We start from the raw sequence: 23,251 nt of genomic DNA, 5'->3' as shown, positions 1-23,251 counted from the left end.
CTATCTATAGATTCACTTTCTTTAAAGCTGCAACAGTCTCTTCTATATCTGCATAGCTGAGGGCATCGTTCAAAAAGTAACTTTCAAAAGCACTTGGTGGTAAGTACACACCGTTTTGCAACATACCGTGAAAGTACTTTTTAAAGGTATCATTGTTTCCCTTAGCTGAACTATCAAAATCTACCACGGCTTCTTCCGTAAAATGTACGGATATCATACTTCCAAATCGGTTAATTTGGTACGGAACATCTTTCGTCTTTAAAACAGAATCCAAACCTTCATGAAGGTAAGCGGTTTTTTTGTCCAGACTTTCAAAAACCTCTGGTTTATTGTTAAGTTCCGTTAGCATAGCTAGACCTGCGGCCATTGCCAATGGATTACCGCTCAATGTTCCTGCTTGGTAAACGGGGCCTTCAGGAGCTAAATGAGACATAATCTCAGCTCTTGCCGCAAAAGCACCTACGGGTAAACCTCCGCCAATAACTTTTCCGAAACAAACAATATCAGCATCTATACCTAGTGCTTCCTGAGCGCCACCTTTGCCCAAACGAAAACCGGTCATGACCTCATCGAATAACAATAAAATACCTTCTTGGGTACACAGTTGGCGAAGTCCCTTTATAAATTCATCCGAAGGGATAATACAACCCATATTACCTGCTACAGGTTCAATAATTATGGTTGCAATTTCCCCTTTGTTGGCCTCAACCAATGCTCGTACGCTTTCAATATCGTTGTAGGTGGCCAAAAGCGTATCCTTTGCGGTACCTCGGGTTACCCCAGGGCTGTTGGGACTACCAAAAGTTACGGCACCACTACCCGCCTGTATTAAAAAAGAATCTGAGTGGCCATGGTAGCACCCTGCAAATTTGATGATTTTATCCTTTCCCGTATACCCTCGGGCCAAACGTACTGCACTCATACAAGCTTCCGTACCGCTGTTCACAAATCTAATTTTATCAATATTGGGTACCATGGAAACTGCCAGTTGCGCTAACTGGGTCTCAATCTCCGTAGGCATTCCAAAGGAGGTTCCTAATTTTGCTTTCTCAATTACCGCATTAAGTACAGGTTCATGGGCATGGCCCAAAATTAACGGACCCCATGAAGCGATATAATCAATTAACCGATTATCATCTTCATCATACAAATAGGCACCTTTGGCCTTTTTTACAAAAATTGGGTCGCCTCCTACGGCCTTAAAAGCACGTACTGGAGAATTGACACCTCCAGGTATATATTTTTGCGCCTCGGCAAATAGGGCGCTACTTCTTTGATATAACATCTATTTATTGAAATTTTGAGTCTTAACAGTAAGTTTTTGACCAATATCCAGATTGTTGTCGTACATGTAGTTCCATCGTTTTAAATCATCAACAGAAACAGAATACGCCCTGGAAATTGAATATAACGTATCTCCCTTCTTGACCACGTGCACCTTATTCTGGGTACGCGCCGCTATTACGGGTTTTTCTTTTGGTTTGCCATAGCCTTGTTTGGCAATCTCAGTATCATACTTGTACAATTCATACCGCTCAATAAGCGATATCAATTTTTGCGGGTAATGTTTATCCGTAGCATAACCGGCCTGTCGTAAGCCCTTTGCCCACCTCTTATAATCATCGTTACTGTAATCAAACAAAAATGCATAACGTGAACGACCTTTTAAAAATATACTGTGATCGCGGTACGAATACATGGGGTGGTTATATTTTCTAAAACACTCCCCTTTTTCATCATCATCATGAAAATCATAATCGCCCTCCCAACCGGTATGGCATTTTATTCCAAAATGATTGTTGGTCTTTAAGGCCAAAGCCCCTTTTCCCAGTCCGCTTTCTAACAACCCTTGCGCCAATGTAATACTAGCAGGAATACCAAAAGCCTTCATTTCCATTTGGGCTATTTCAGAAAATGTCTCAACATATTCCTCCGGTGATTCAATACTAAAGTGAATAAATTCACCCGTATCATCTGGCATAGGGTACAGACCGTCATCTGCTTTTTTAGTCTCCTTCTTAACCACTACAGCTTCCGTTTTCTTCCGTGGAGTTTCACTACGGGTGGCTACCGTTCGTTTTGCTTTACATCCAATAAAAAATAGGCTCACAAGAGCTACTGCTATAACGCTACGTATCATAGGCTTAATAATGGTAGATTTTTCTTTTGCAAATTACGGTTCATTCCGTCAATACCTTGGAGCCCTCCTGTATGGATTGCTAAAATTTTTGTGTTAGGGGGAAAATATTCTTTTGTAACCTGATCTACTATACCATACATCATCTTGCCCGTATAAATCGGATCCAGAGGTATTTGGGTCTTACTCTTAAAATCGTTTATAAAATGTATGAGGTGTTCATTGACCTTTGCATAACCTCCAAAATGATAGTCCGTTATAAGTTCCCAATTTTCCCTTGCTGCGAATTTACGAATATCTTCTTGTAAAAAATCGCCTTTGAGCGCCGGAAACCCCAAAACTTTTTGAGCCGCAAAAGCAGAATTACTTATTCCTGCAATAGTACCGCCCGTACCTACAGCACAGCAGATTACATCAAAACCAGCATCGGTATTTGTTAAGATTTCTTCGCAACCTTTAATGGCCAAAGGATTGGTTCCACCCTCGGGCAAAAGATAAAAAGCGCCCAATTCTTCTTTCAAATCCTTGATGAATTGTGCATTATTCTTATTCCTAAAAGCTTCCCTAGAAATAAATTTAAACTGCATACCATGGGAATTGGCCAGTTTTAAAGTAGCATTTTCTTGCCATTTTTGAGCCAGTTCTTCCCCACGTATTACCCCTATGGTTTGTAGACCGTGTAGTTTTCCGGCATAGGCCGTTGCGGCAATATGATTGGAATACGCCCCTCCAAATGTAAGCAGGGTGTTCAGCGCTTTAGATTTTGCCTCCTCTAAATTGTATTTGAGTTTTCTGTATTTATTTCCAGAAATAAACGGATGAATACGATCCTCCCTCTTAAGTACAAGGGTTACCTTTTTTTGTTCAAAAATGGGTAAATGAATTTCTTGATTTTTAACAGTTTCTCGCATACTCCGCAAAAGTAGGGCGAAAAACAGTGGTATTAAAGTTCTGTTTTAATTAGACCGGAAGTATTGTACAGGCTAATTTGAAAGATATTTAATAAAACTAAAGGCTTTGCGTTCGTTAGTATAATTCAAATTTTTCTCGTTTGAATAAGCCTCGCGTTCAAAGCTAATGTTTTGATATGCCTTATAACTATCAAAATAAATGGCCGTTCTAATAAGCCATTCCGATATATAGAAAAAGTAGAAGAAAACAATAAGTAGTTCCTGTTGTTGTTTTAAGTGGATTTTCTCATGATTGATCAAGACAATATCTTCTTTGAGTTCATCATGCTTAAGAATAATGAATGGCCAAAGTGATAGACCAACATAATTCTTATAAAAAAAATGTTTAAAGACTAAGATCATAATCAAAGGTTTAAATGGTACAAAACAAAATTGATTGTTGTTGAACCATCTTAATGGGATAACACAACTTTGTTGCCAATAATTGTAATCATTCGTTAAAATACACCTAAACCCTGTAAAATGTGAGGTTTTAAGATGGATTTAAGTACTCTATCAACAAAATGCAGTAATTTTAACCTAAACAAGGTATAGGAAGATAAATTAATGAAAAAAATAATTCCGCCCGAGGAAGGAGACTTTTACCTAACCGAAGAAGGGTATAGAGTATTTACAAAACAGTACCACTTAAAAAGAGGGTATTGTTGCGAGAGTGGTTGCAGACATTGCCCATACGGCTACGACCCTAAGACTAACCGTCAATAAATACGGTTCTTCGGCATGATTTTTGAGACTATTTTAAAAAGAAAATGATGTGTTAACACCAAATACTATTATCCGTTATGAAAAAGATTAAAATTTTAGTGGTGCCAATGCTCGTGTTGTTGTTTTTAAGCTCCTGCACATCGGTACGTGTGCTTTCGGATTACGACAAAGAGGCTAACTTCAACAGTTATAAATCCTACGCGTTTTATAAAACCGGAATTGACAAAGCCCAGATTTCCGATTTGGACAAAAAGAGAATTCTAAGAGCTATTGAAGCCGAAATGACCAAACGTGGTTTTACCAAATCTGAAAACCCAGACATTCTGATAAGCATTTTCACTAAAGAAAAGGAACAGGTTGACATTTATAACAACTACTGGGGCGGTGGTTGGGGCTGGGGCTGGAACCCATACTACTGGGGTCCCGGTTGGGGCGGAAATAACGTCAGCACTCGTACGGAAGGTTCATTATACATAGACCTTATAGACTCCAAAAGCAAAGAATTGGTGTGGCAAGGTAAAGGCGTTGGCAACCTTACCAACACTAGTAACATTGCCAAGAAAGAAGAGAGAATTAGAGAATTTGTATCAGAAATCTTAATGCAATACCCACCCAACATTGTTGCCACAAAGTAGGTTGGTTTAACTAATATAAGTCTTAATGACTAAAGCTCTTTACATCAAAAAGGGCCTTTTTTACACACAACTTAGTCCTTGTAAATATTAAAAAAAGCGCTCTACCCTTTTTTGTATCTTTATAACAGAAAATTTTGTTGTATGACATACACTAGTAATCCTGTACTTGATAAACTACCTGCACATTTGCAGCAGTATATAAAACCGCAAGACTACAATGAATACTCGGCTATTGACCAGGCCGTTTGGAGATATGTAATGCGCAAAAACGTAGATTATTTAAGTAAGGTAGCACATTCTTCCTATTTAGATGGGTTACAAAAAACAGGTATTTCCATAGACCACATTCCCAATATGTACGGTATGAACCGTATTTTAAAAGAAATTGGTTGGGCGGCCGTTGCCGTAGACGGTTTTATTCCGCCTTCTGCGTTTATGGAATTTCAGGCATACAACGTGCTTGTTATTGCCTCGGATATTAGGCAATTAGACCATATAGAATATACGCCTGCCCCAGATATTATTCATGAAGGCGCAGGGCATGCCCCAATAATTGCCAATCCTGAATATGCAGAGTACTTACGTAGATTTGGTGAGATTGGTTCAAAGGCCATTTCAAATGCCAAAGACTATGAGCTTTACGAAGCGGTGCGCCACCTTTCAATTATAAAAGAGGCCCAAGGCACACCACAGGATGAAATTGACAAAGCCGAAAAACATATTGAAGATCTTCAGAACAATATGGGTGAACCCAGTGAAATTGCACTCATAAGAAATTTACATTGGTGGACCGTAGAATACGGACTTATCGGAACACCTGAAAATCCTAAAATTTATGGTGCCGGACTACTTTCTTCTATTGGAGAAAGTGCCTGGTGCATGACGGATGAAGTCAAGAAAAAACCGTATTCCTTAGATGCGGCGTACACGTCTTTTGACATTACACAGCCCCAACCTCAACTTTTTGTTACTCCGGATTTTGCTTACTTGAGTCAAGTTTTAGAGGAGTTTGCGAATACCATGGCTTTACGCAAAGGCGGATTGAGCGGAATTAAAAAACTGATTGCCTCCAAAGAACTGGGCACCATAGAACTGAGTACGGGCTTACAGATCTCGGGTAATTTTGATAGCGTTATAGCGTATGATGATAAGCCTGTTTTCTTTCAAACGGTTGGAGCTACGGCTTTATCCTTCCGCGACAAAGAATTGGTAGGGCACAGTACAAAACAGCACGCTACCGGTTTTGGCTCCCCATTGGGCAAGTTAAAAGGAATAAACTTGGCTATTGAGGATATGAGTCCGCTTGACCTAAAAGCTTACAATATTTTTGAAGGCCAACGCATTTCCTTAGAGTTTGAAGGACATATACAAATAGCCGGAGAAATCGTTACGGGAACCCGAAACCTGCAAGGAGATATTATTCTCGTCACCTTTAAAGATTGTACGGTAACCCACAAGAACAATGTTCTTTTTAAAAGCAAGGAAGAGCTTTACAGTATGGCCGTAGGTAGCGAAATTGTTTCGGCTTTTAACGGTCCGGCAGATTTGAACAGTTTTGACCTGGTTACCCATAAAGTGTCATCCACGACCATAAAATCAGAAGGCAACGCTTCTCAGAGCCAATTGGAACAATATTACGAACAGGTTCGCCACTTCCGGGAAGGCAAGAACATTACCATCTCCAGACACAAAGTTTTTGAAGCCATAAGGGATAATTACCCTGGTGATTGGCTCCTGCCTGTTGAACTCTACGAGCTTGCCAAAGAAAACGGAGACCATGAGTTTGCCCATGAAATATCCGAACATTTACAAACAGTGAAACTGAACAATCCAAAGGTTGGTCATTTAATAGATGATGGCCTAAATTTGGTAAACCAAACATGTGAAACAGAAAATTTGAACTAGAAACCTATATTTCCTAATTGACCCCAAACCAAACCGCCGTGAAACGAATAACTTCTCTCTTTTTTATAATTTTCAGTACCATCCTATTGGCACAACCCGAAGCTAATTACGATGAGACCAGAATACCAAAATTCTCAGTTCCCGACCCTCTCACCTCTTTTAGTGGGCGAGCGATAACGAATACCGATCAGTGGGAAAAAAATAGAAAACTAGAAATCTATCAGTTCTTCGAAAAGCAAATATATGGCAAGGTCCCTGCCATGTTGGACGAGTACTCCTTTAAAGTCATAGAACAAGATAATAATGCATTTGAGGGAAAAGCACAACGCAAACAAATTGCGGTTGGCTTAAAGAAAAACGGACGGACGTTAAATTTCAACATCCTTTTATACCTTCCTAACGGACATGAAAACGCACCTGTATTCCTAGGCTATAATTTTCATGGGAACCACACGGTAACGAACGACCCCAAGGTAATAATCACCGAAGCTTGGAATGCCAACAACGACGATTTAAAGATAAGCAATAACAAAGCTACAGAAGCTTCGCGAGGCGTGCGTACCAACCGCTGGCCCATAAATAAAATGCTCGAAAAGGGATACGGTCTCGCCACGGTGTATTATGGAGAAATAGACCCAGATAAAAATGACTTTTCGGATGGACTGCACAGTTTATACTATACCGAAGAACAGACCCGGCCAAGGACCAATGAATGGGGCAGTATAGCCGCATGGGCTTTTGGACTTAGTCGCGCTATGGACTACTTAGAAAATGACACTAATATTTCTAATGTAATTGTGTTTGGGCATTCAAGGCTAGGAAAAGCAGCTTTATGGGCAGGTGTAACAGACCCTAGATTCTCCGGTGTGGTCAGTAATAATTCGGGTTGTGGAGGTGCAGCCTTATCCAAACGAAAGTATGGAGAGACCATAGAACACATTACTACTTCTTTTCCACATTGGTTTTCCCAAAGCTTTAAAAAATACAGCAACAGAGAAGAAACATTACCTGTAGACCAGCATCAGTTACTGGCATTGATTGCTCCAAGGCCATTGTACGTAGCCAGTGCCATTGAAGATGAATGGGCAGATCCCAAAGGTGAGTTCTTGTCTTCTCAATATGCCTCTAAAGTGTACGAGCTATATGGAAAAAAAGGATTGTCCCTTACAGATGTTCATGAGGTTGACAAGCCTATTCAGCGAACGCTAGCCTACCATATGAGAACCGGAAAACACGATGTAACCGAATACGACTGGGACCAATACATGACTTGGGCAGATACTTTTGCCAAATAGGTAAAATCTAATCCTTGAAAAGTATTTGGGGCAGATTCTCTTCTACCGGCTGACCATTGTATACCAAAGACCATCCCATGGAATTGGTTAAAATATAGAATTTCTGAAGTTCGCTGATCAGACGGTTTTCAGCGTTCTTTTTTAAAGCCGATGCTTCTACTTTTTTCATAAGGGAAGCATTTACGTTTTTCTTGATTTTATTATAATCACTGGCGTCGAACATATTTAAATAGTCCGAAGTAACATCGTAATACTCAAAATCCGGACTGATCTTTACTTCCGGCTCCGGTATGCTTTTGATGTGTAAAGTCTTGTTTGCCTCATCCACTTCAAAATTAATTTTACTTAAATCATAGGCAATGGTAACATCGGCATTTACCACGACCAACGCTTTCTTTTCGGCGGAAATAAAAGGCCCAAAAAGCATCTTAGAATCTTTGTAATTGTAGACTTCCGCAAAGTGACCTTCGGTAACTATTAATTTGCTTACGTTGTCTATTTGTGTCTGTATGAGCATACTATTTTCTTCAAGGATGGATTTTTCCTCCCTATCGGCAACGCACGAACGAAAAACCAAAACAACGGCCAGGGTAATCAAGACGCCTGCAAATACTTTTTTCATAAGTTGAAGTTACAATACATATTGAAATTGACGAAACGGAAAGCGGATTCTAACACCCTGAATCTTAACTTGAAAAATCCATAAATGAAAACTGCTTTTGAAGATTGGATATTTTAACGTCCAAGGATTTTAAGAACTTTAAATGTTGTTCCGATTTTTGGTGAAAAGGCCTATGAAAGAGTCCTTTCTGAACAGCATCTACCTGAAGCATGGTTTTTTGGGCCTCTTCCGTAATCCAAACCAATTTAAACTTTTCCCAAATATAATTGACCGCCAATGCATTTGGGTGCACCATATCCTCTTTATAAAAACGATAATCGCGCAGTTCGTCCATTTGAATTTCATACGAAGGAAAGTAATCTACTTTTAGCTTCGCAGTTTCAATCACTTCATGAACAGCAGCTATTAAATGTGCCTTGCTACGTTGATTTTCTACAAATCCATCTTTTATATGACGCACTGGTGATATGGCAAGAACAAACTGTACATTGGGGTTCAGAGATTGTACCGATGCTATAATACTGTTTAGACTTGCTGTAATCTCTCCAATACTCAACAGCTCTTTTGAAAATTGTTTTTGAGGAACTTTATGGCAATTGGCTACCACTGCATCTGTTTCCGTATTTCTATACACCCAAGCCGTACCCAGTGTTATGCAAATATGGGTAGCTTGTTTCAGATGATTTCCAGTTTTTTCAATTCCGTCATTTAAGGCATTAAGCAGACTTTCTTTGGAAACCGCACTTAAATCTGAATGGGCATCATAACACTGCCAACGCTCATTGTGAAAAAAAACATCGTCCTCCGTATAGCCCATCCCCAATACGGCACGAGAGACCAAATTGGCAATAGCCAACGGGTGGAATAAAATACCGAACGGGTTCTGAAGTTTGCGAAATTTAAAGTAACTGATTTTTTGCCCAATATTCTCTGAAAAACAGGAACCCAACAATACTAACCTACTTTCATAGTCAATCTGGTTTTGAGTCTTTTGTAAAGGTATTTGGGTTTGGAGTTTCATCTTAATTTTTTGCTTTTTCTACCGCTCAAAGATAGCGCCTAATTTAGAGGATTTTAAATCCTTCAACTTAGATATTGAACCAGTATTCCCATTATACCAATTGCTAGGCATAAAGGAATAAAAACTTTTGAATCTGCATTCGCGAATGTGGTATTCTTTATTTTTCTAAAAAAACCTACATAATTAAATTCGCCTATCGCCCGTAAAATAAAAATAGAAGGAATAAACCAATATCCATAATTTATAATCCAATTAGGTGCCTGAAAATGTATCAAGCCTGACTTCAAAAGATATAAAAGCCCAAACGAAACCAAAACAAGGCCCACTATTAACGTGGCTATTTTAGGAATGGCGAGCGAGTTCAGTTCATTACCTTTTGTTGGAATCGCGCTTTTCAGTGCCCATGTGCCTCCAAAAAGCCAATAAAAATGGATGCCACCGAGAGCAACAAAAACTAAAAATAAAATCGCGGATAAAATCATGACAGTCATAAGTACAGGTTTAAAAAATTACTCCATTTATTTAATGGGAGCTAATTTCTAGAAATACTGCAAAATCAAGACTTAACTTTAGGTAATTAATGCTTTGAAACCTGATTTCTAATTCTACTTAATGATTGTGGTGTTATACCCAAATAGCTCGCAATATGTTTTAAAGCGTACTTTTGAAAATATTCAGGATGATTTTTCATGAGAAGCAAATACCGCTCCGTTGGATTTAAAAATAGCAGTTGTTCCGTTCTCCGTTTACTATTTACGAATATCTGTTCGCTAATAATTCTCCCAAATTTATTCCAGTAAAAAGAGGTTTCGTAAAGAGAATACAGACCCGTTCTATCCAAAAAAATAGCTTCCCCTTTTTCTATGCCCTGTATCCACAAGGTAGAGGGCTGTTGACTTACAAAGCTCTCATAGTCCGTTATGAACTCATTAGCGGACCTCAACAGCAAATTCGTTTCTACCAGTTGGTCATTTATATGGTAAGACCGCAAAGACCCCAAATTGATAAACGCAATAAAGCGGCATATTTGGGGCGGACAGAGCAACTGTTCACCTTCTTCAAACCCAACAACTGAGAGGTAAGGCAATATAGCCTGCCAATCCTCTTCCGTAATAGGAAGAATACTGTTCAATATGCGTTTTAGTTTTTCTATTGGTATATTATTTATATGACTACGCCCTGCCTAGTACTTTGAATGCTTTTTATTGATTTGATATTCAAGACTCAAAACCCGAAATCGCCACAAAGTTAAGGTCTGTACTGCTTTAATGCTTCCATTTTCTGAACTAACCACCAGTTTATCTTTAAATGATGAAATAAACTTAGTCCATTTATTTCCCTTGGAATCGTTCAGTAAAAAATAAAATCCACTATCACCAATTGTTTTCCCCGAAGAGGTTAAAATTAATTCACCGTTCTTTCCCACACTTGGGCTTAAAATAACCGTAGCATTACCATTGGGCAACGGAAATATAGCTTTTACACAAGTCTGCCCTTTTGGAATCGTACAGGTTTCATAAACCCCAGAATACACCACTTGCCCCGAGGTTTTAAAGGTTCTTAGCCAAATGGTACGTTTTACTTTTTTTGTTTGACCATCCAACAAACAAATGATTTCACTTGTCACTGCCTTGGAATCTTTATTGTTTTTAATAGGCACGTTTAATTGTTCGATTCTATTACTGAACAATAGGCGTAAAAGCACACCAAACCCTTTAAAGAAGGGATTCCATTTCACTTTTAAGTCAAGATTATAAGTACTTGTATTTTCATAAAAATCGATTACATTTTCGGACAATTTATCCAACTCTGTTTGAGGTAGTTTAAGTTGATTAATGGATTGCAATATACCTTTAGCATGGGTACTTTTATCTTGATTCAATTCTTCCTTATGCGCCAGCTCTTGAATGAACTTTTCTCCAATTCCGCTTTTTGTTCCAAAAGGCCCTAGAAGCCAATTACTAGTCTCTTCATCAACTTTTTCCCCAAATAGGATAACCCATTGTTGGGTAATCCAATCCTGTACGTTTTGCTTAAGAATAGCAAGCCCCATTTAATCTACTTTAAGATTAGGAACAAAATTCTTTTTACCTTTCCATGAACCAGATTCCGAGATGGGTTTAAAACGCAGAGTGGTAAATTCAAAATGAAAACTCTTCCTATCTCTTTCTTTCATTGCAACCGCATGTCTTTGGGGTTTAGGCACTTTACTATGACCACGCACCATATCTGTCATTTCTTTCTCCGTTCTCCAAATAGAAAATGTGGATACCGTATTGGGAAATCTAAATGAAGCCAAAGAAAGCGTAGTTCCAGGGTGGTCACGGACCAACTTTTCTACAGGTCTGCCCCAATGTAAAAACCGTGGGATTTCAAAGGGTTTCATTCTCGCAATCGTAACCGCTACTACAGGAGAATTTAGGCCATCTAACTCGGATTTATATTCCGGAATATTAAAATCCTTAAATTTTCCCCACTCTCGCACAAAAGACAAGCGAACATGCCAGCCGTTAGCTAGAATTTTACCAAATTTCTCTTCTTCTAAATAATCATCTATAGCATTTTCATTTTCCCATTGGGCAAAGACCACTACCTCCCGAATTAAAAATCTTGATGGGGATACAATAGCAGAACCCAATCTCATAGAAGACATATACTCCACATGAATCAAACCTTTTGTATGCCTAGGAATAGGATTTGAGAATACGCCTTTTACGGCCGTAGAAAATGGTATTTTGGCCAAATGATAAGAAAATATAGTCATACTTAATTTAATATCTACGCCACAGAACAATCCACAAAAACCGTAGCCCATGCCTAATTTCAAAATTAAAGATAGCCCATAAGTTTGACAGAAAAATTCATAAAAACCAGCGTATTCTATATACTACCTAAACTCTTTTCTTGTTTCGTAGATAAAACTTTGCATTAAATTTATTTTTGGACGTAATTTCTTACCTTTAAATACGTTAAAATAAATACACTACACTAGCCAAAAAATGTTTTCAAAGTATTGTTGTAAGAGTTTTATGTTCTTCTTTCTTTTTCTTTCCATACATATGGTTAGATCTCAACACACAAAACCCTTTGATTTTCAACATATTACAGAAGGAATATCACATAGCACAGCTACTGTCTTTTTAGAAGATAGTTACGGTTTTATATGGATTGGAACCAGAAATGGACTGAACAGGTACGATGGCAAGGATTTTGAAATATTCAATAAAACATTAGACAGTGTAACAGGACTTACCCACGAATACGTAGTTTCTTTATATGAGGACGGTGAAAATATACTCATAAGCACCAATGATGGCTTAAGTTTATACGATCGCAGTTTAAATCTTGTTGTTCCATATCCATTTAAGAAAGAGGGAAAGGAAATAGAATCCAAAAGGTTCCAAGGGGTAACAAAACTACATGGTTATTTATGGCTGGGCACGGAAAAAAGCGGACTATATCGATATCAACCCGAAACTGGAGCGATAAAACACTTTAAACTTCCAAATGACTATGTAAAACTAAAAAACAAACGTATAGATAGAGTTCTTCAAATAATGCCCTTGACCAGCGATTATATGTTGGTTATTACTACCTACAATATTCTGGTAATAAACAAGGATATGGAAATCCAGAGCAAACATCAGCAAACAGATGAAATCTTTGCGGCTACCACCATAGATAAAAACAAATATTTACTGGGCACCCTAAAAGGATCTCTTGTAGAACTAGAGGTAGATAAGAATTTAAAAATACATACCAAAAGAAAGGATGTAAGCCCAGGTTATTGTATCCGTTCCTTAACTAAAAGCAGCAATGATGAATTGTGGATAGGAACAGAAAACAACGGCCTCTATATCTACAATAAAAATTTAGAACAGCTACAACATATAGAACATAGCGTTTATAAACCTAATTCCATTTCGGGCAACTCCATTTGGGCACTGCTAAACACTCGCAATGGTATTATGTGGGTAGCCCCGTATAGAAGTGGCCTAAATTACCATGACCCAGAATTATTTAAATTTAAACACTTTACATCAGACCCACTAAACCCCAAATCTTTAAGCAACAAGCTGGTAAATTGTTTTAATGAAGATTCTAAAGGTAATATATGGATAGGAACGGACGGTGGTGGACTAAATTATTGGAACAGAAGTTTAAATACGTTTGAAGATTATTCTCTAAAAAGCGAAAATTTTGGCAGTGATGTAGTGCTTTCATTACTCGAGACAAAACCAAACGAGTTATGGGTTGGCACTTGGACCAATGGTATTCTCATCTTTGATACGAAAAGTAAAAAGTACGAAGAGTTAAACACCCAGAATTCCTTTTTGAAATCCAATATTGTAGTTAACCTCTTAAAGGACAAAAATGGTCGTATTTGGATTGTCCATTATTTTGCGGGTGTACAGGTTTTTAACCCTAAGACAGACGAACATGAAGACATTACCCTGACCTCTGAAGTAGATGGTACAGAAATAAATTCGTTAAACACCATATTTGAAGACAACCACGGTAATGTTTGGATAGGCACTCTTAATTCCGGCTTGTTTAAACTATCAGAAAACAATGGTAATTGGACAAGCACCCATTATCACATTAAAAATTCGTTAAGCAACAATTTTGTCAACTCTATCATACAGGATACCGAAAATACCATTTGGGTCGGTACCCAAGGAGGACTTAACAAATACGTACCTGAAAAGGATTCTTTTGAGATAATCAACAAATCAAACGGACTTAAAAATGATGCTATTAAAGAAATTATAGATGATAAGAATAAACATCTGTGGTTAAGTACGGAGGAAGGTATTATTAGATACCATACGGGTAACGAAAAAACAATGGAATATGGGGTAGTTGATGGTCTGCAGGCCAACCAATTCAACCCTAACGCCTCGTTGGTTACCAGTAAAGGAGAATATATTTTTGGAGGCGTAAATGGGTTTAACATTTTTACGGCCAAGGATGTTATTAAGCGAAAAGATAAACTCACCCTGTTTATTTCAGACCTTAAAATTTTCAACAAATCAGTTCTGCCCAATGATGAATTTGGAGTTTTAGAGAAGGATATTAGCCAAGTTGACTCCCTTACCCTCAGCCATGACCAATCCGTAATAAATATTGATTTTAAGGCGCTTACCATGAGACACCCAGAAAGTGTTGACTATGCCTTTTATTTAGAGGGGTTTGAGAAAGATTGGAATTATGTAGGAAACAATCCCAGTGCCACATATACCAACCTCAACCCGGGAGAATATACGTTACGAATGAAATCTACCAATTCTGATGGTGTTTGGGTAGACAATGAATTAAAGCTACATCTGACTATTACCCCACCCTATTGGCAAATGTGGTGGTTCCGATTGTTATTGGTCGTATTGATTCTACTATTGCTATATCTAGCCTATTACCTCAAAGTCCGAAATTTCCGGAAAAATCAAAAAGTATTGGTTCAAAAAGTAGCGGAACGTACCCAAGAATTAAGGCTTCAAAAAAACAAACTAGAGGAAGCCGCAAATAGCTTAAAATCTAAGAACAAAGAGATTCAACAATTTACCTTTGCCGTCTCCCATGACCTAAAAAGTCCGCTTAACAATATTAAAGGAATTGCCGGCCTTATGTCCATGTCTATTGAGACTGCAGATTTTGAGACGGTAGAAGAATATCTAAACTTAATAGATATTTCCTGCGATAATATGAGCGCATTGATTTCGGATATTACCAAAATTGCGGAATTGGGTAAAGTCGAAAATAAAAACGAACTGTTGAACACCAATGATATATTGAGTTTATCCAAAGATTTGATCAAAGGAAAACTAGACAAAGAAAAAGTTGAACTTATTATTGCGAACGATCTACCCCAAATTTATGGTGACCACAAAAGGATAACCCAGATTTTTTGCAACTTCCTGGACAACTCTATCAAATATATGGGTGACCAAAAAAATCCAACAATAGCTATAGATTATATTGATAATGGTGACACAAACAGCTTCTTAGTACGTGATAATGGATTAGGAATGAACGAGCATGCCTTACAAAACCTATTTACACCATTTGAACGCTTTCACAAGAATACAGAAGGCACAGGCTTAGGACTCTATATGGTCCAGAAAATTGCGGTCTCGCATGGGGGAACCATAATTGCCGAGTCTGACGGCGTTGGAAAAGGAACCACCTTTAAGTTAACCTTGCCAAAAGCGGAAATAGCAGTACAAAAAGCAAAAGATAACGGTCAGCCACCTATCAAGTCTTAAAAATAACCCAGAAGAATTTTACCCTTATTTATCTAATATTTTCTTAACCCATAGAACACATTCCTCTTCATCAACAATGAACCGTGAATTATGATTCCTTTAAAGATTAGTCAAGTCTATCCTTAAAGAAAAAAGCCCCACCATAATTAGCGAGGCTTTCTAGTATGTTACTTTAAATACTCTTTTGCCTTGGCCAATGCCTCATCAATTCCTTCGGGTTTCTTGCCTCCTGCGGTAGCAAAGAAAGGCTGGCCACCGCCACCACCTTGAATGAATTTTCCCAATTCCCTAACAATGGTTCCGGCATTCAAATCCTTTGAAGTCACTAGTTCTTTAGAAATGTAACAAGACAATAATGCTTTTCCGTTTTGCTCCGTTCCAAAAAGAAGGAATAGATTATCCTGGTTCTGACCCATTTCAAAAGAAAGGTCTTTTATTCCTGCGGCATCCAAGTCAATCTTCTTGGCCAAAAACTGAACCCCGTTCACATCTTCCAGTTCGTTTTTTAAATCACCTTTTAGTTTTTTTGCTTTATCCTTCAATAAGGCCTCTACCTCTTTTTTCAATTTGGTATTTTCATCTTGTAAGTTTGAGACAGCTTTTACTGGGTCTTGGGCATTGTTCAGCAATGACTTTATATCCAAAAGGACCCTATCATTATCAGCATAAAAATCCTTTACGGCATCAGAGGTAATCGCTTCAATTCGGCGTATTCCCGAAGCCACTGCTCCCTCCGACTTAATTTTAAAGTGCCAAATTTCACTCGTATTCTTAACATGGGTACCTCCACACAATTCTATAGACTGACCAAAACGCACCGTTCGGACAGCATCACCATACTTCTCTCCAAAAAGGGCCATAGCCCCTTCTTTCAAGGCGTCTTCCATTGGTATGTTTCTTTGCTCCACAAAAGGCAACTGACCATCTATACGTGCATTTACAAAGTTTTCTACCTCGCGTAGTTCCTCCGATGTTACTTTTGAAAAGTGAGAAAAATCAAACCGTAAATACTTGGAGTGTACAGCAGAACCTTTCTGCTCTACATGCGTGCCCAATATTTCTCGTAAAGCCTGGTGCAATAAGTGCGTAGCCGTATGGTTTGCTTGCGTACGTTCGCGCTGTTTCCTGTCCACTACCGCTTTAAATGTTCCGCTTGTATCTGACGGAAGATTTTTAGTAAAATGGATAATTTCGTTGTTCTCCTTTTTCGTATCCAGAATGTAGACTACATCACCATTTGGCATCTCCAAATAGCCCTTGTCCCCTACTTGTCCACCTCCTTCAGGATAAAAAGGAGTTAGGTTAAAAACCAATTGATACTGCTCACCGGCCTTTTTGGAAGTTACTTTTCTGTACTTCACCAATTTTACATTGGCCTCGAGTACATCATACCCAACAAACTCCTGCTCCAAATCTCCTGAAAGCACTTCCCAGTCATCCTTAGAAATCTCCGAAGCCGATTTTGAACGATTCTTTTGCTCTTGCATAGCCGCATCAAAACCTTTTTCATCTAAGCCCAATCCTTTTTCAGAAAGAATCAGTGCGGTTAAATCTATAGGAAATCCGTAAGTATCGTACAGCTCAAAAGCTTTTCTACCATCTACTTCCTTACCCTTTACATTTGCAATTACTTGATCTAGAAGCACCAACCCTTGTTCCAAGGTTTTCAAGAATGAATGTTCTTCCTCTTTTATAACGTTCTCTATCAATTGACGCTGTTCTTTCAACTCGGGAAAAGCTTCCCCCATATTCTCCGTAAGCACACTTACCAAACGGTACATAAAGGGCTCTTTGGTATTCAAAAACGTAAAACCGTAACGCACGGCACGTCTTAAAATACGGCGGATTACATATCCGGCTCCCGTATTACTTGGCAACTGTCCGTCTGCAATGGAAAAAGACACCGCACGAATGTGATCCGCAATTACACGAATAGCAATATCCGTCTCTTCATCTTTACCATACTTGCTATTGGTTATGGTCTCAATTTCGCGAATAATAGGCTTAAAAACATCTGTATCGTAATTGGATTGCACACCTTGAAGCACCATGCACAGACGCTCAAACCCCATTCCCGTATCTACATGTTTTGCGGGCAATGGTTCCAAAGTACCGTCTGCCTTTCGGTTGTATTGCATAAAAACCAAGTTCCATATTTCAACTACCTGTGGGTGATCGGCATTTACCAAAGAGGCTCCTGAAACCTTTGCTTTTTCTTCCGCAGAGCGAATATCCACATGAATCTCGGAACAAGGGCCACAAGGCCCCTGATCACCCATTTCCCAAAAATTGTCCTTCTTATTTCCTAGAATAATCCGGTCTTCCGGCACAATGGCTTTCCATAGATCATAAGCTTCGGTATCCAACGCCAAATTATCGGCATCTTTACTTCCTTCAAAAACCGAAACATACAAACAATCCTTATCAATTTTCAAAACTTCCGTGAGCAGCTCCCATGCCCAAGAAATAGCTTCTTCCTTAAAATAATCGCCAAAACTCCAATTGCCCAACATTTCAAACATGGTATGGTGGTAGGTGTCCTTGCCCACTTCCTCTAAATCATTATGCTTACCACTTACGCGCAAACACTTTTGGGTATCTACGGCCCTAGGATTCTTGGCAATACTATTCCCTAAAAAGAACTCCTTAAACTGGTTCATGCCCGCATTCGTGAACATTAGCGTAGGGTCATCTTTAATGACCATAGGGGCAGATGGAACTATTTTATGCTCTTTTTCTTTATAAAAATTTAAGAATTGAGATCGGATTTCCTTGGAAGTCATAGAGAATTATAAGGTTTTACAAAAATTAACGTTTTAAAGGAAAGTATTTCTATATTTGTTTATCCCAGTAAAACGTCACAAAAATAGGATAAAATAGATTCATGTCTAAGGTAAAGTACTATTACGATCCGGATACACTTTCATATCGCAAGATAGAACCTAAAAAATCTAGGCGCTATCGCAATATTGCCCTGTTTTTTGTAGGGTCATTTCTATTTGGCCTCATGTGCTTGGTATTTTTAATGAATACCAACCTAATCAATACTCCAAGGGAACTTTCGCTAGCGCGTGAAGTGAAAAATTACGAGCTTCAATTTGAGCTTTTGAATAGAAAAATGGGCCAGATCGAAGAGGTTTTGGCTAATATAGAAGAGCGCGACAATAATATTTACCGCTTGTACTTTGAGGCTAACCCTATTCCGGAAGAACAGCGAAGAGCCGGTTTTGGAGGTGTTAACCGTTACAAATCTTTGGAAGGCTTTAATAATTCCGAAATGGTAATCGCCACTACAAAACGACTTGACATCATTAAGAAACAGATGTCCATTCAATCCAAATCATTGGATGAAATCACAAAACTTGCCGAAGAAAAAGAAAAATTCCTAATGGCCATTCCGGCAATTCAGCCGGTTACCAATGAAAGCTTAAAACGTATGGCTTCCGGTTTTGGCTGGCGTTCGGATCCGTTTACAAAGGCACGTAAATTGCATAGGGGAATGGATTTTTCCGCTCCAAAAGGCACTCCTATTTACGCTCCTGGAGATGGTAAGGTCATTCGTGCCGATAACGGTTCATCCGGTTACGGCAAGCACATTCGTATAGACCACGGCTATGGCTACAAGACGCTTTATGGGCACTTGAGCGAGTACAATGTAAAAAAAGGTCAAAAAGTAAAACGCGGAGATCTTATTGGTTTTGTAGGAAATACAGGCCGTTCGGAAGCTCCCCATTTACATTATGAAGTCTGGAAAGATGAAGAACGCATCAACCCCATAAACTTCTACTATGGTAGTTTGACCGCAGAAGAATTTGAGAATATGCTGAAATACGCAGCACAAGAAAATCAATCTTTGGATTAATGCAAATAGAACTTCCAGAAAAGAGGTATTACGGTATTGGCGAAGTCGCCAAGGCCTTTGGTGTAAACACTTCCCTGATCCGTTTTTGGGAGAAAGAATTTGATGCGCTCAAACCCAAGAAGAACGCAAAGGGAAACCGTAAGTTCACCCCACAGGACATAGACAATCTAAAGCTCATTTACCACTTGGTAAAAGAGCGTGGCTTTACATTAGAAGGCGCTAAAATCCACTTAAAGGAAAACCGTCAAAAAACGCTCAATAACTTTGATATTATTGATAAATTAGAGCGAATTAAGGCCGAATTGACCAAAATTAAAGAGCAGTTGTAACAATTGCACAACTTTGTGGTCTAATATTCCAAATACACTTTTTGCTTACAGCAACACATTAACTATAACCTAATATTTTTAAAATGAAAAAAGGATTAATTGTACTTATAGTGCTAGGAGTTATTGCTTTTGGTCTTTATAATTGGGCCGTAGGCTTTAACAATACCGCAGTAGAACTAGAAGCCAATGCCAAAACAGCTTGGTCTAATGTTGAAAGTGCCTACCAACGCAGAAACGACCTTATAGGAAACTTGGTAAAAACCGTACAGGGCGCCGCAGATTTTGAACGTGGCACTTTAAAAGATGTAATTGAAGCAAGGGCCAAAGCTACCTCAACCTCTATTGACGCCAATAACCTAACACCAGAAAAAATGGCCGCTTTTCAACAAGCACAAAGCGGACTTACAGGTGCACTTAGTAAATTAATGGTAGTTGTAGAGCGCTACCCAGAGCTAAAGGCAAACCAAAACTTTCTTGAACTACAAGCACAGTTAGAAGGTACAGAAAACCGTATAAACGTTGAACGAAACAAGTTTAATGAGACCGTAAACCTTTACGACATACACATCTCTAAATTTCCAGGGTCATTCTTGGCGGGCATTTTCGGGTTTGAAGATATGGCTCGGTACAAAGCAGATGCTGGTTCTGAAAATGCACCGGACGTAGAATTCGACTTCAATTAAGATATGTCCAGAGTAGAAGCATTTTTAACCGCAGAGGAAGAGCAAGAAATTGTTGAGGCCATAATAAAAGCCGAAAAAGACACTTCTGGCGAAATCAGGGTACATATTGAACCCCATACGCGGCTAGACCCAATGGATAGGGCCAAAGAAGTGTTTCTACTCTTAAAAATGGACAATACCAAAGAAGCCAACGGAGTTTTGATATACGTTGCCGTAAACGATAGAAAATTCTCTATTTACGGAGATAGCGGCATTCATAAGGTGGTACCGGAAAATTTCTGGAATACTACCAAAGATGTTATTCAAGACCAATTTAAAAAAGGAAACTTTAAGCAAGGTATCATAGATGGTATCTTAAAAGCCGGAAAAGAACTCCAAGCCCATTTTCCTTGGCAGCGCGGCGATAAAAATGAACTCAGCAATGAAGTATCTAAGGGGTAGTCTACTCATCATTTTACTCTGTTGCTATAGTCTGGTCACGGCTCAATTTCAAATTCCGGACACGCCTAAGTTACAGACCAGTGTTTACGACTACATAAATCTATTGAGTAGTGGTCAAAAACAGGCTCTAGAGCAAAAATTGATTCGTTATTCGGACAGTACGTCTACACAAATAGTTATTGCCATTATTAGCTCTACGGAAGGAGAGAACATCAATTTTCTTGGGGCTCAATGGGGCGAGAAATGGGGAATTGGCCAAGATAAAAAGGACAATGGTATTTTTATACTTTTGGCCAGGGACGACCGAAGAATAGCCATTAACACAGGATATGGCGTAGAATCTAGGCTTACCGACGCCCTGTCTCGCCGAATTATTGACCAGGCCATTCTACCCAAGTTCAAACAAAACGATTATTACGGAGGCCTAAACGCCGGATTTGATGCCATTTTTCAAGCTCTTAATGGGGAGTTTGAAGAAGAGCGTTCGTTTGACGATGGCGGTGGCTTTCCTTTGGGACAGTTTTTACCATTTATTATTTTCTTCATTATTCTTATCATCCTATCCAACCGAAACAAACGAGGAGGTGGTGGCAGAAACGGAGGCAAACGCGGAAGAGGCTTAGACCTTTGGGATATTATCATCTTGAGCAATATGGGTCGTAGTGGAGGCTCCGGCAGCTTTGGAGGCGGTGGTTTTGGAGGAGGTTCCGGCGGTGGCTTTGGTGGCGGTTTCGGAGGTGGAGGCTTTGGAGGCGGCGGTGCTTCAGGCGGATGGTAATCTTTTAGCTCTATCTCGATTCCCAAACTTTACCTGAAGTTGATGATGAAAAGAGGGTTAATAACCGATATAGTTTGGTTTGAATAAACACCTCATCAATTTACAATTCTGAGCTGGAACTATATTTAGTCCCTATATACAAAATCCCCATAAACCATTTAGACCAACCAAATTGTTTATGGGGATTATATAAGTCTCTAAAGGAGGATAATTAAATGTCTACACCTATTTCTTTCTCATATAAATAGTAATGGGAACACCGTTAAAATCAAAGTTTTCCCGCAATTTATTCTCCAAGAAACGCTTGTAAGGTTCCCGAACGTATTGTGGTAGGTTACAGAAGAACGCAAACTGAGGGTAGTTTGTTGGCAACTGTGTAATGTACTTGATTTTTACATACTTATCCTTGTAAGCAGGTGGCGGTGTGCGTTCAATAATAGGCAACAATACGTCATTAAGCTGACGTGTCTTAATTTTCTTGGAACGATTTTTATACACATCTACGGCCGTCTCAATAGCCTTATAAATACGTTGCTTGGTCAATGCCGAAATAAAGATGATCGGCACATCTACAAAAGGTTCCATGGCCTGTTTAATACGCTGGGTATATTCCTTCATGGTATTGGTTTCCTTATCCTCCACCAAGTCCCATTTATTCACTAAGACCACAATACCTTTGTTATTTCGTTGTGCCAACCAGAAAATATTTTCCACCTGACCATCAAAACCACGTGTGGAATCAAACATTAACAAGCAAACATCGCAATGTTCAATAGCACGAACGGAACGCATTACGGAATAAAATTCCAAATCTTCCTTTACCTTGGCCTTTCTTCTGATACCTGCAGTATCAATTATATTAAAGTCAAAACCAAAACGGTTGTATTTTGTATCGCTACTATCCCTTGTAGTACCGGCAATATCGGTTACAATATACCTATCTTCACCGATCAAAGCATTTATGAACGATGATTTACCGGCATTAGGTCTTCCTACAACGGCAAACCTTGGCAACTCACTTTCTTCTTTTTCACTTTCAGGAAGCACTTCTACCAAAGCATCCAACAGATCTCCCGTACCGCTACCGTTAATGCTGGACAGCGTATAATAATCACCTAAACCTAACGCATAGAACTCTACTGCATCTTCCGCACGTTTGGCATTATCTACTTTGTTCACCGCAAGAAATACGGGCTTTTTAACCCTACGGAGCAAATTGGCAACATCTTCATCCATGCCCGTAATACCACTTTCAACATCTACCATAAAAATAATGGCATCGGCCTCATCAATGGCAAGTTCTACCTGCTTATCTATTTCCTGCTCAAAAATATCATCGCTACCCTGTACGTAGCCACCTGTATCTATTAATGAAAACTCTTTTCCGTTCCAATCACTTTTTCCATAATGACGGTCACGGGTAACGCCACTTACGGCATCAACAATAGCTTCCCTTCTTTGAATCAAACGGTTAAAAAACGTGGATTTCCCTACATTTGGTCTCCCTACAACGGCTACAATAGCACTCATACTTCCTTAAATTTGCTGCAAAAATAGTATTAATCCCGATGGAATCGCAATTCTAAACCACTAATCGTAAGTAA

Annotated in this window: 22 protein-coding genes; 10 read left to right on the top strand and 12 right to left on the bottom strand. The window is 39.0% G+C overall.

Annotated features, from left to right (window positions below):
* Window positions 1-4: 4 nt before the first annotated feature.
* The 4 genes from hemL to KO513_RS14520 all read right to left on the bottom strand — a co-directional run bounded on the left by hemL (window position 5) and on the right by KO513_RS14520 (window position 3,450).
* Window positions 5-1,285: a glutamate-1-semialdehyde 2,1-aminomutase gene (gene hemL / locus KO513_RS14535; RefSeq protein WP_215913950.1), complete on the bottom strand. Its 1,281-nt coding sequence runs from the start codon at window positions 1,283-1,285 to the stop codon at window positions 5-7.
* Entirely contained in the window at window positions 1,286-2,140 is an 855-nt protein-coding gene (locus KO513_RS14530; protein WP_215913949.1) for a glucosaminidase domain-containing protein, read from the bottom strand.
* Window positions 2,137-3,048, bottom strand: coding sequence for a 1-aminocyclopropane-1-carboxylate deaminase/D-cysteine desulfhydrase (locus tag KO513_RS14525; RefSeq protein ID WP_215913948.1), 912 nt, complete (start codon window positions 3,046-3,048; stop codon window positions 2,137-2,139). Before KO513_RS14525 ends, KO513_RS14530 begins: the two co-directional genes overlap by 4 nt.
* A 72-nt stretch (window positions 3,049-3,120) precedes the next feature.
* On the bottom strand, window positions 3,121-3,450 hold the full coding sequence (locus KO513_RS14520; protein ID WP_215438142.1) for a hypothetical protein: 330 nt from the start codon (window positions 3,448-3,450) through the stop codon (window positions 3,121-3,123).
* Between the two features lie 204 nt (window positions 3,451-3,654).
* Between KO513_RS14520 and KO513_RS14515 the strand changes: the two genes are divergently transcribed.
* The 4 genes from KO513_RS14515 (at window position 3,655) to KO513_RS14500 (ending at window position 7,648) form a co-directional block, all read left to right on the top strand.
* Complete coding sequence (locus KO513_RS14515) at window positions 3,655-3,813, top strand: DUF5522 domain-containing protein (protein ID WP_215438227.1); 159 nt, start codon at window positions 3,655-3,657, stop codon at window positions 3,811-3,813.
* A gap of 77 nt (window positions 3,814-3,890) precedes the next feature.
* Entirely contained in the window at window positions 3,891-4,448 is a 558-nt protein-coding gene (locus KO513_RS14510) for a DUF4136 domain-containing protein (protein ID WP_215913947.1), read from the top strand.
* Window positions 4,449-4,589: 141 nt separating this feature from the next.
* Window positions 4,590-6,353: an aromatic amino acid hydroxylase gene (locus KO513_RS14505; protein ID WP_215913946.1), complete on the top strand. Its 1,764-nt coding sequence runs from the start codon at window positions 4,590-4,592 to the stop codon at window positions 6,351-6,353.
* Between the two features lie 38 nt (window positions 6,354-6,391).
* Window positions 6,392-7,648, top strand: coding sequence for a glucuronyl esterase domain-containing protein (locus tag KO513_RS14500; RefSeq protein ID WP_371735783.1), 1,257 nt, complete (start codon window positions 6,392-6,394; stop codon window positions 7,646-7,648).
* A gap of 7 nt (window positions 7,649-7,655) precedes the next feature.
* On the opposite strand, the gene KO513_RS14495 is transcribed toward KO513_RS14500, so the two are convergent.
* The 6 genes from KO513_RS14495 to KO513_RS14470 form a co-directional block, all read right to left on the bottom strand.
* Window positions 7,656-8,270, bottom strand: coding sequence for a DUF4230 domain-containing protein (locus KO513_RS14495; RefSeq protein WP_215913945.1), 615 nt, complete (start codon window positions 8,268-8,270; stop codon window positions 7,656-7,658).
* A gap of 64 nt (window positions 8,271-8,334) precedes the next feature.
* On the bottom strand, window positions 8,335-9,291 hold the full coding sequence (locus tag KO513_RS14490; protein ID WP_215913944.1) for a GSCFA domain-containing protein: 957 nt from the start codon (window positions 9,289-9,291) through the stop codon (window positions 8,335-8,337).
* Window positions 9,292-9,353: 62 nt separating this feature from the next.
* Window positions 9,354-9,782 (bottom strand): DUF3995 domain-containing protein, encoded by a 429-nt coding sequence (locus KO513_RS14485; RefSeq protein WP_215913943.1) that lies wholly within the window; start codon window positions 9,780-9,782, stop codon window positions 9,354-9,356.
* Window positions 9,783-9,868: 86 nt separating this feature from the next.
* Entirely contained in the window at window positions 9,869-10,423 is a 555-nt protein-coding gene (locus KO513_RS14480) for a Crp/Fnr family transcriptional regulator (RefSeq protein WP_215913942.1), read from the bottom strand.
* 51 nt (window positions 10,424-10,474) lie between these two features.
* Entirely contained in the window at window positions 10,475-11,344 is an 870-nt protein-coding gene (locus KO513_RS14475; protein ID WP_215913941.1) for a hypothetical protein, read from the bottom strand.
* Window positions 11,345-12,055, bottom strand: a complete 711-nt coding sequence (locus KO513_RS14470; RefSeq protein ID WP_215914044.1) for a hypothetical protein — start codon at window positions 12,053-12,055, stop codon at window positions 11,345-11,347. It lies immediately after the preceding gene.
* Window positions 12,056-12,350: 295 nt separating this feature from the next.
* On the opposite strand from KO513_RS14470, the gene KO513_RS14465 reads away from it, so the two are divergent.
* A complete protein-coding gene (locus KO513_RS14465; RefSeq protein WP_252735808.1) occupies window positions 12,351-15,554 on the top strand; it encodes a ligand-binding sensor domain-containing protein in 3,204 nt (1,067 codons plus the stop codon).
* Between the two features lie 167 nt (window positions 15,555-15,721).
* On the opposite strand, the gene alaS is transcribed toward KO513_RS14465, so the two are convergent.
* Window positions 15,722-18,337, bottom strand: a complete 2,616-nt coding sequence (alaS, locus tag KO513_RS14460) for an alanine--tRNA ligase (protein WP_215913939.1) — start codon at window positions 18,335-18,337, stop codon at window positions 15,722-15,724.
* Between the two features lie 101 nt (window positions 18,338-18,438).
* On the opposite strand from alaS, the gene KO513_RS14455 reads away from it, so the two are divergent.
* From KO513_RS14455 to KO513_RS14435, 5 genes are all read left to right on the top strand, one after another.
* Window positions 18,439-19,416 (top strand): M23 family metallopeptidase, encoded by a 978-nt coding sequence (locus KO513_RS14455; protein WP_215438132.1) that lies wholly within the window; start codon window positions 18,439-18,441, stop codon window positions 19,414-19,416.
* Window positions 19,416-19,745, top strand: a complete 330-nt coding sequence (locus KO513_RS14450; RefSeq protein ID WP_215438131.1) for a MerR family transcriptional regulator — start codon at window positions 19,416-19,418, stop codon at window positions 19,743-19,745. The genes KO513_RS14455 and KO513_RS14450 overlap by 1 nt, the downstream gene beginning before the upstream one ends.
* 83 nt (window positions 19,746-19,828) lie before the next feature.
* Window positions 19,829-20,428: a LemA family protein gene (locus tag KO513_RS14445; protein ID WP_215438130.1), complete on the top strand. Its 600-nt coding sequence runs from the start codon at window positions 19,829-19,831 to the stop codon at window positions 20,426-20,428.
* A 3-nt stretch (window positions 20,429-20,431) separates the two neighbouring features.
* Complete coding sequence (locus tag KO513_RS14440; RefSeq protein WP_215438129.1) at window positions 20,432-20,869, top strand: TPM domain-containing protein; 438 nt, start codon at window positions 20,432-20,434, stop codon at window positions 20,867-20,869.
* Complete coding sequence (locus tag KO513_RS14435; protein WP_215913938.1) at window positions 20,850-21,647, top strand: TPM domain-containing protein; 798 nt, start codon at window positions 20,850-20,852, stop codon at window positions 21,645-21,647. The genes KO513_RS14440 and KO513_RS14435 overlap by 20 nt, the downstream gene beginning before the upstream one ends.
* 225 nt (window positions 21,648-21,872) lie before the next feature.
* On the opposite strand, the gene der is transcribed toward KO513_RS14435, so the two are convergent.
* Entirely contained in the window at window positions 21,873-23,177 is a 1,305-nt protein-coding gene (gene der, locus KO513_RS14430) for a ribosome biogenesis GTPase Der (protein WP_215913937.1), read from the bottom strand.
* Window positions 23,178-23,251 lie beyond the last annotated feature (74 nt).

The sequence above is a fragment of the Zobellia sp. B3R18 genome (assembly GCF_018860715.1).
GTDB classification, from domain to species: Bacteria; Bacteroidota; Bacteroidia; order Flavobacteriales; family Flavobacteriaceae; genus Zobellia; species Zobellia russellii.
This window is presented reverse-complemented; position numbering and strand designations above follow the sequence as displayed.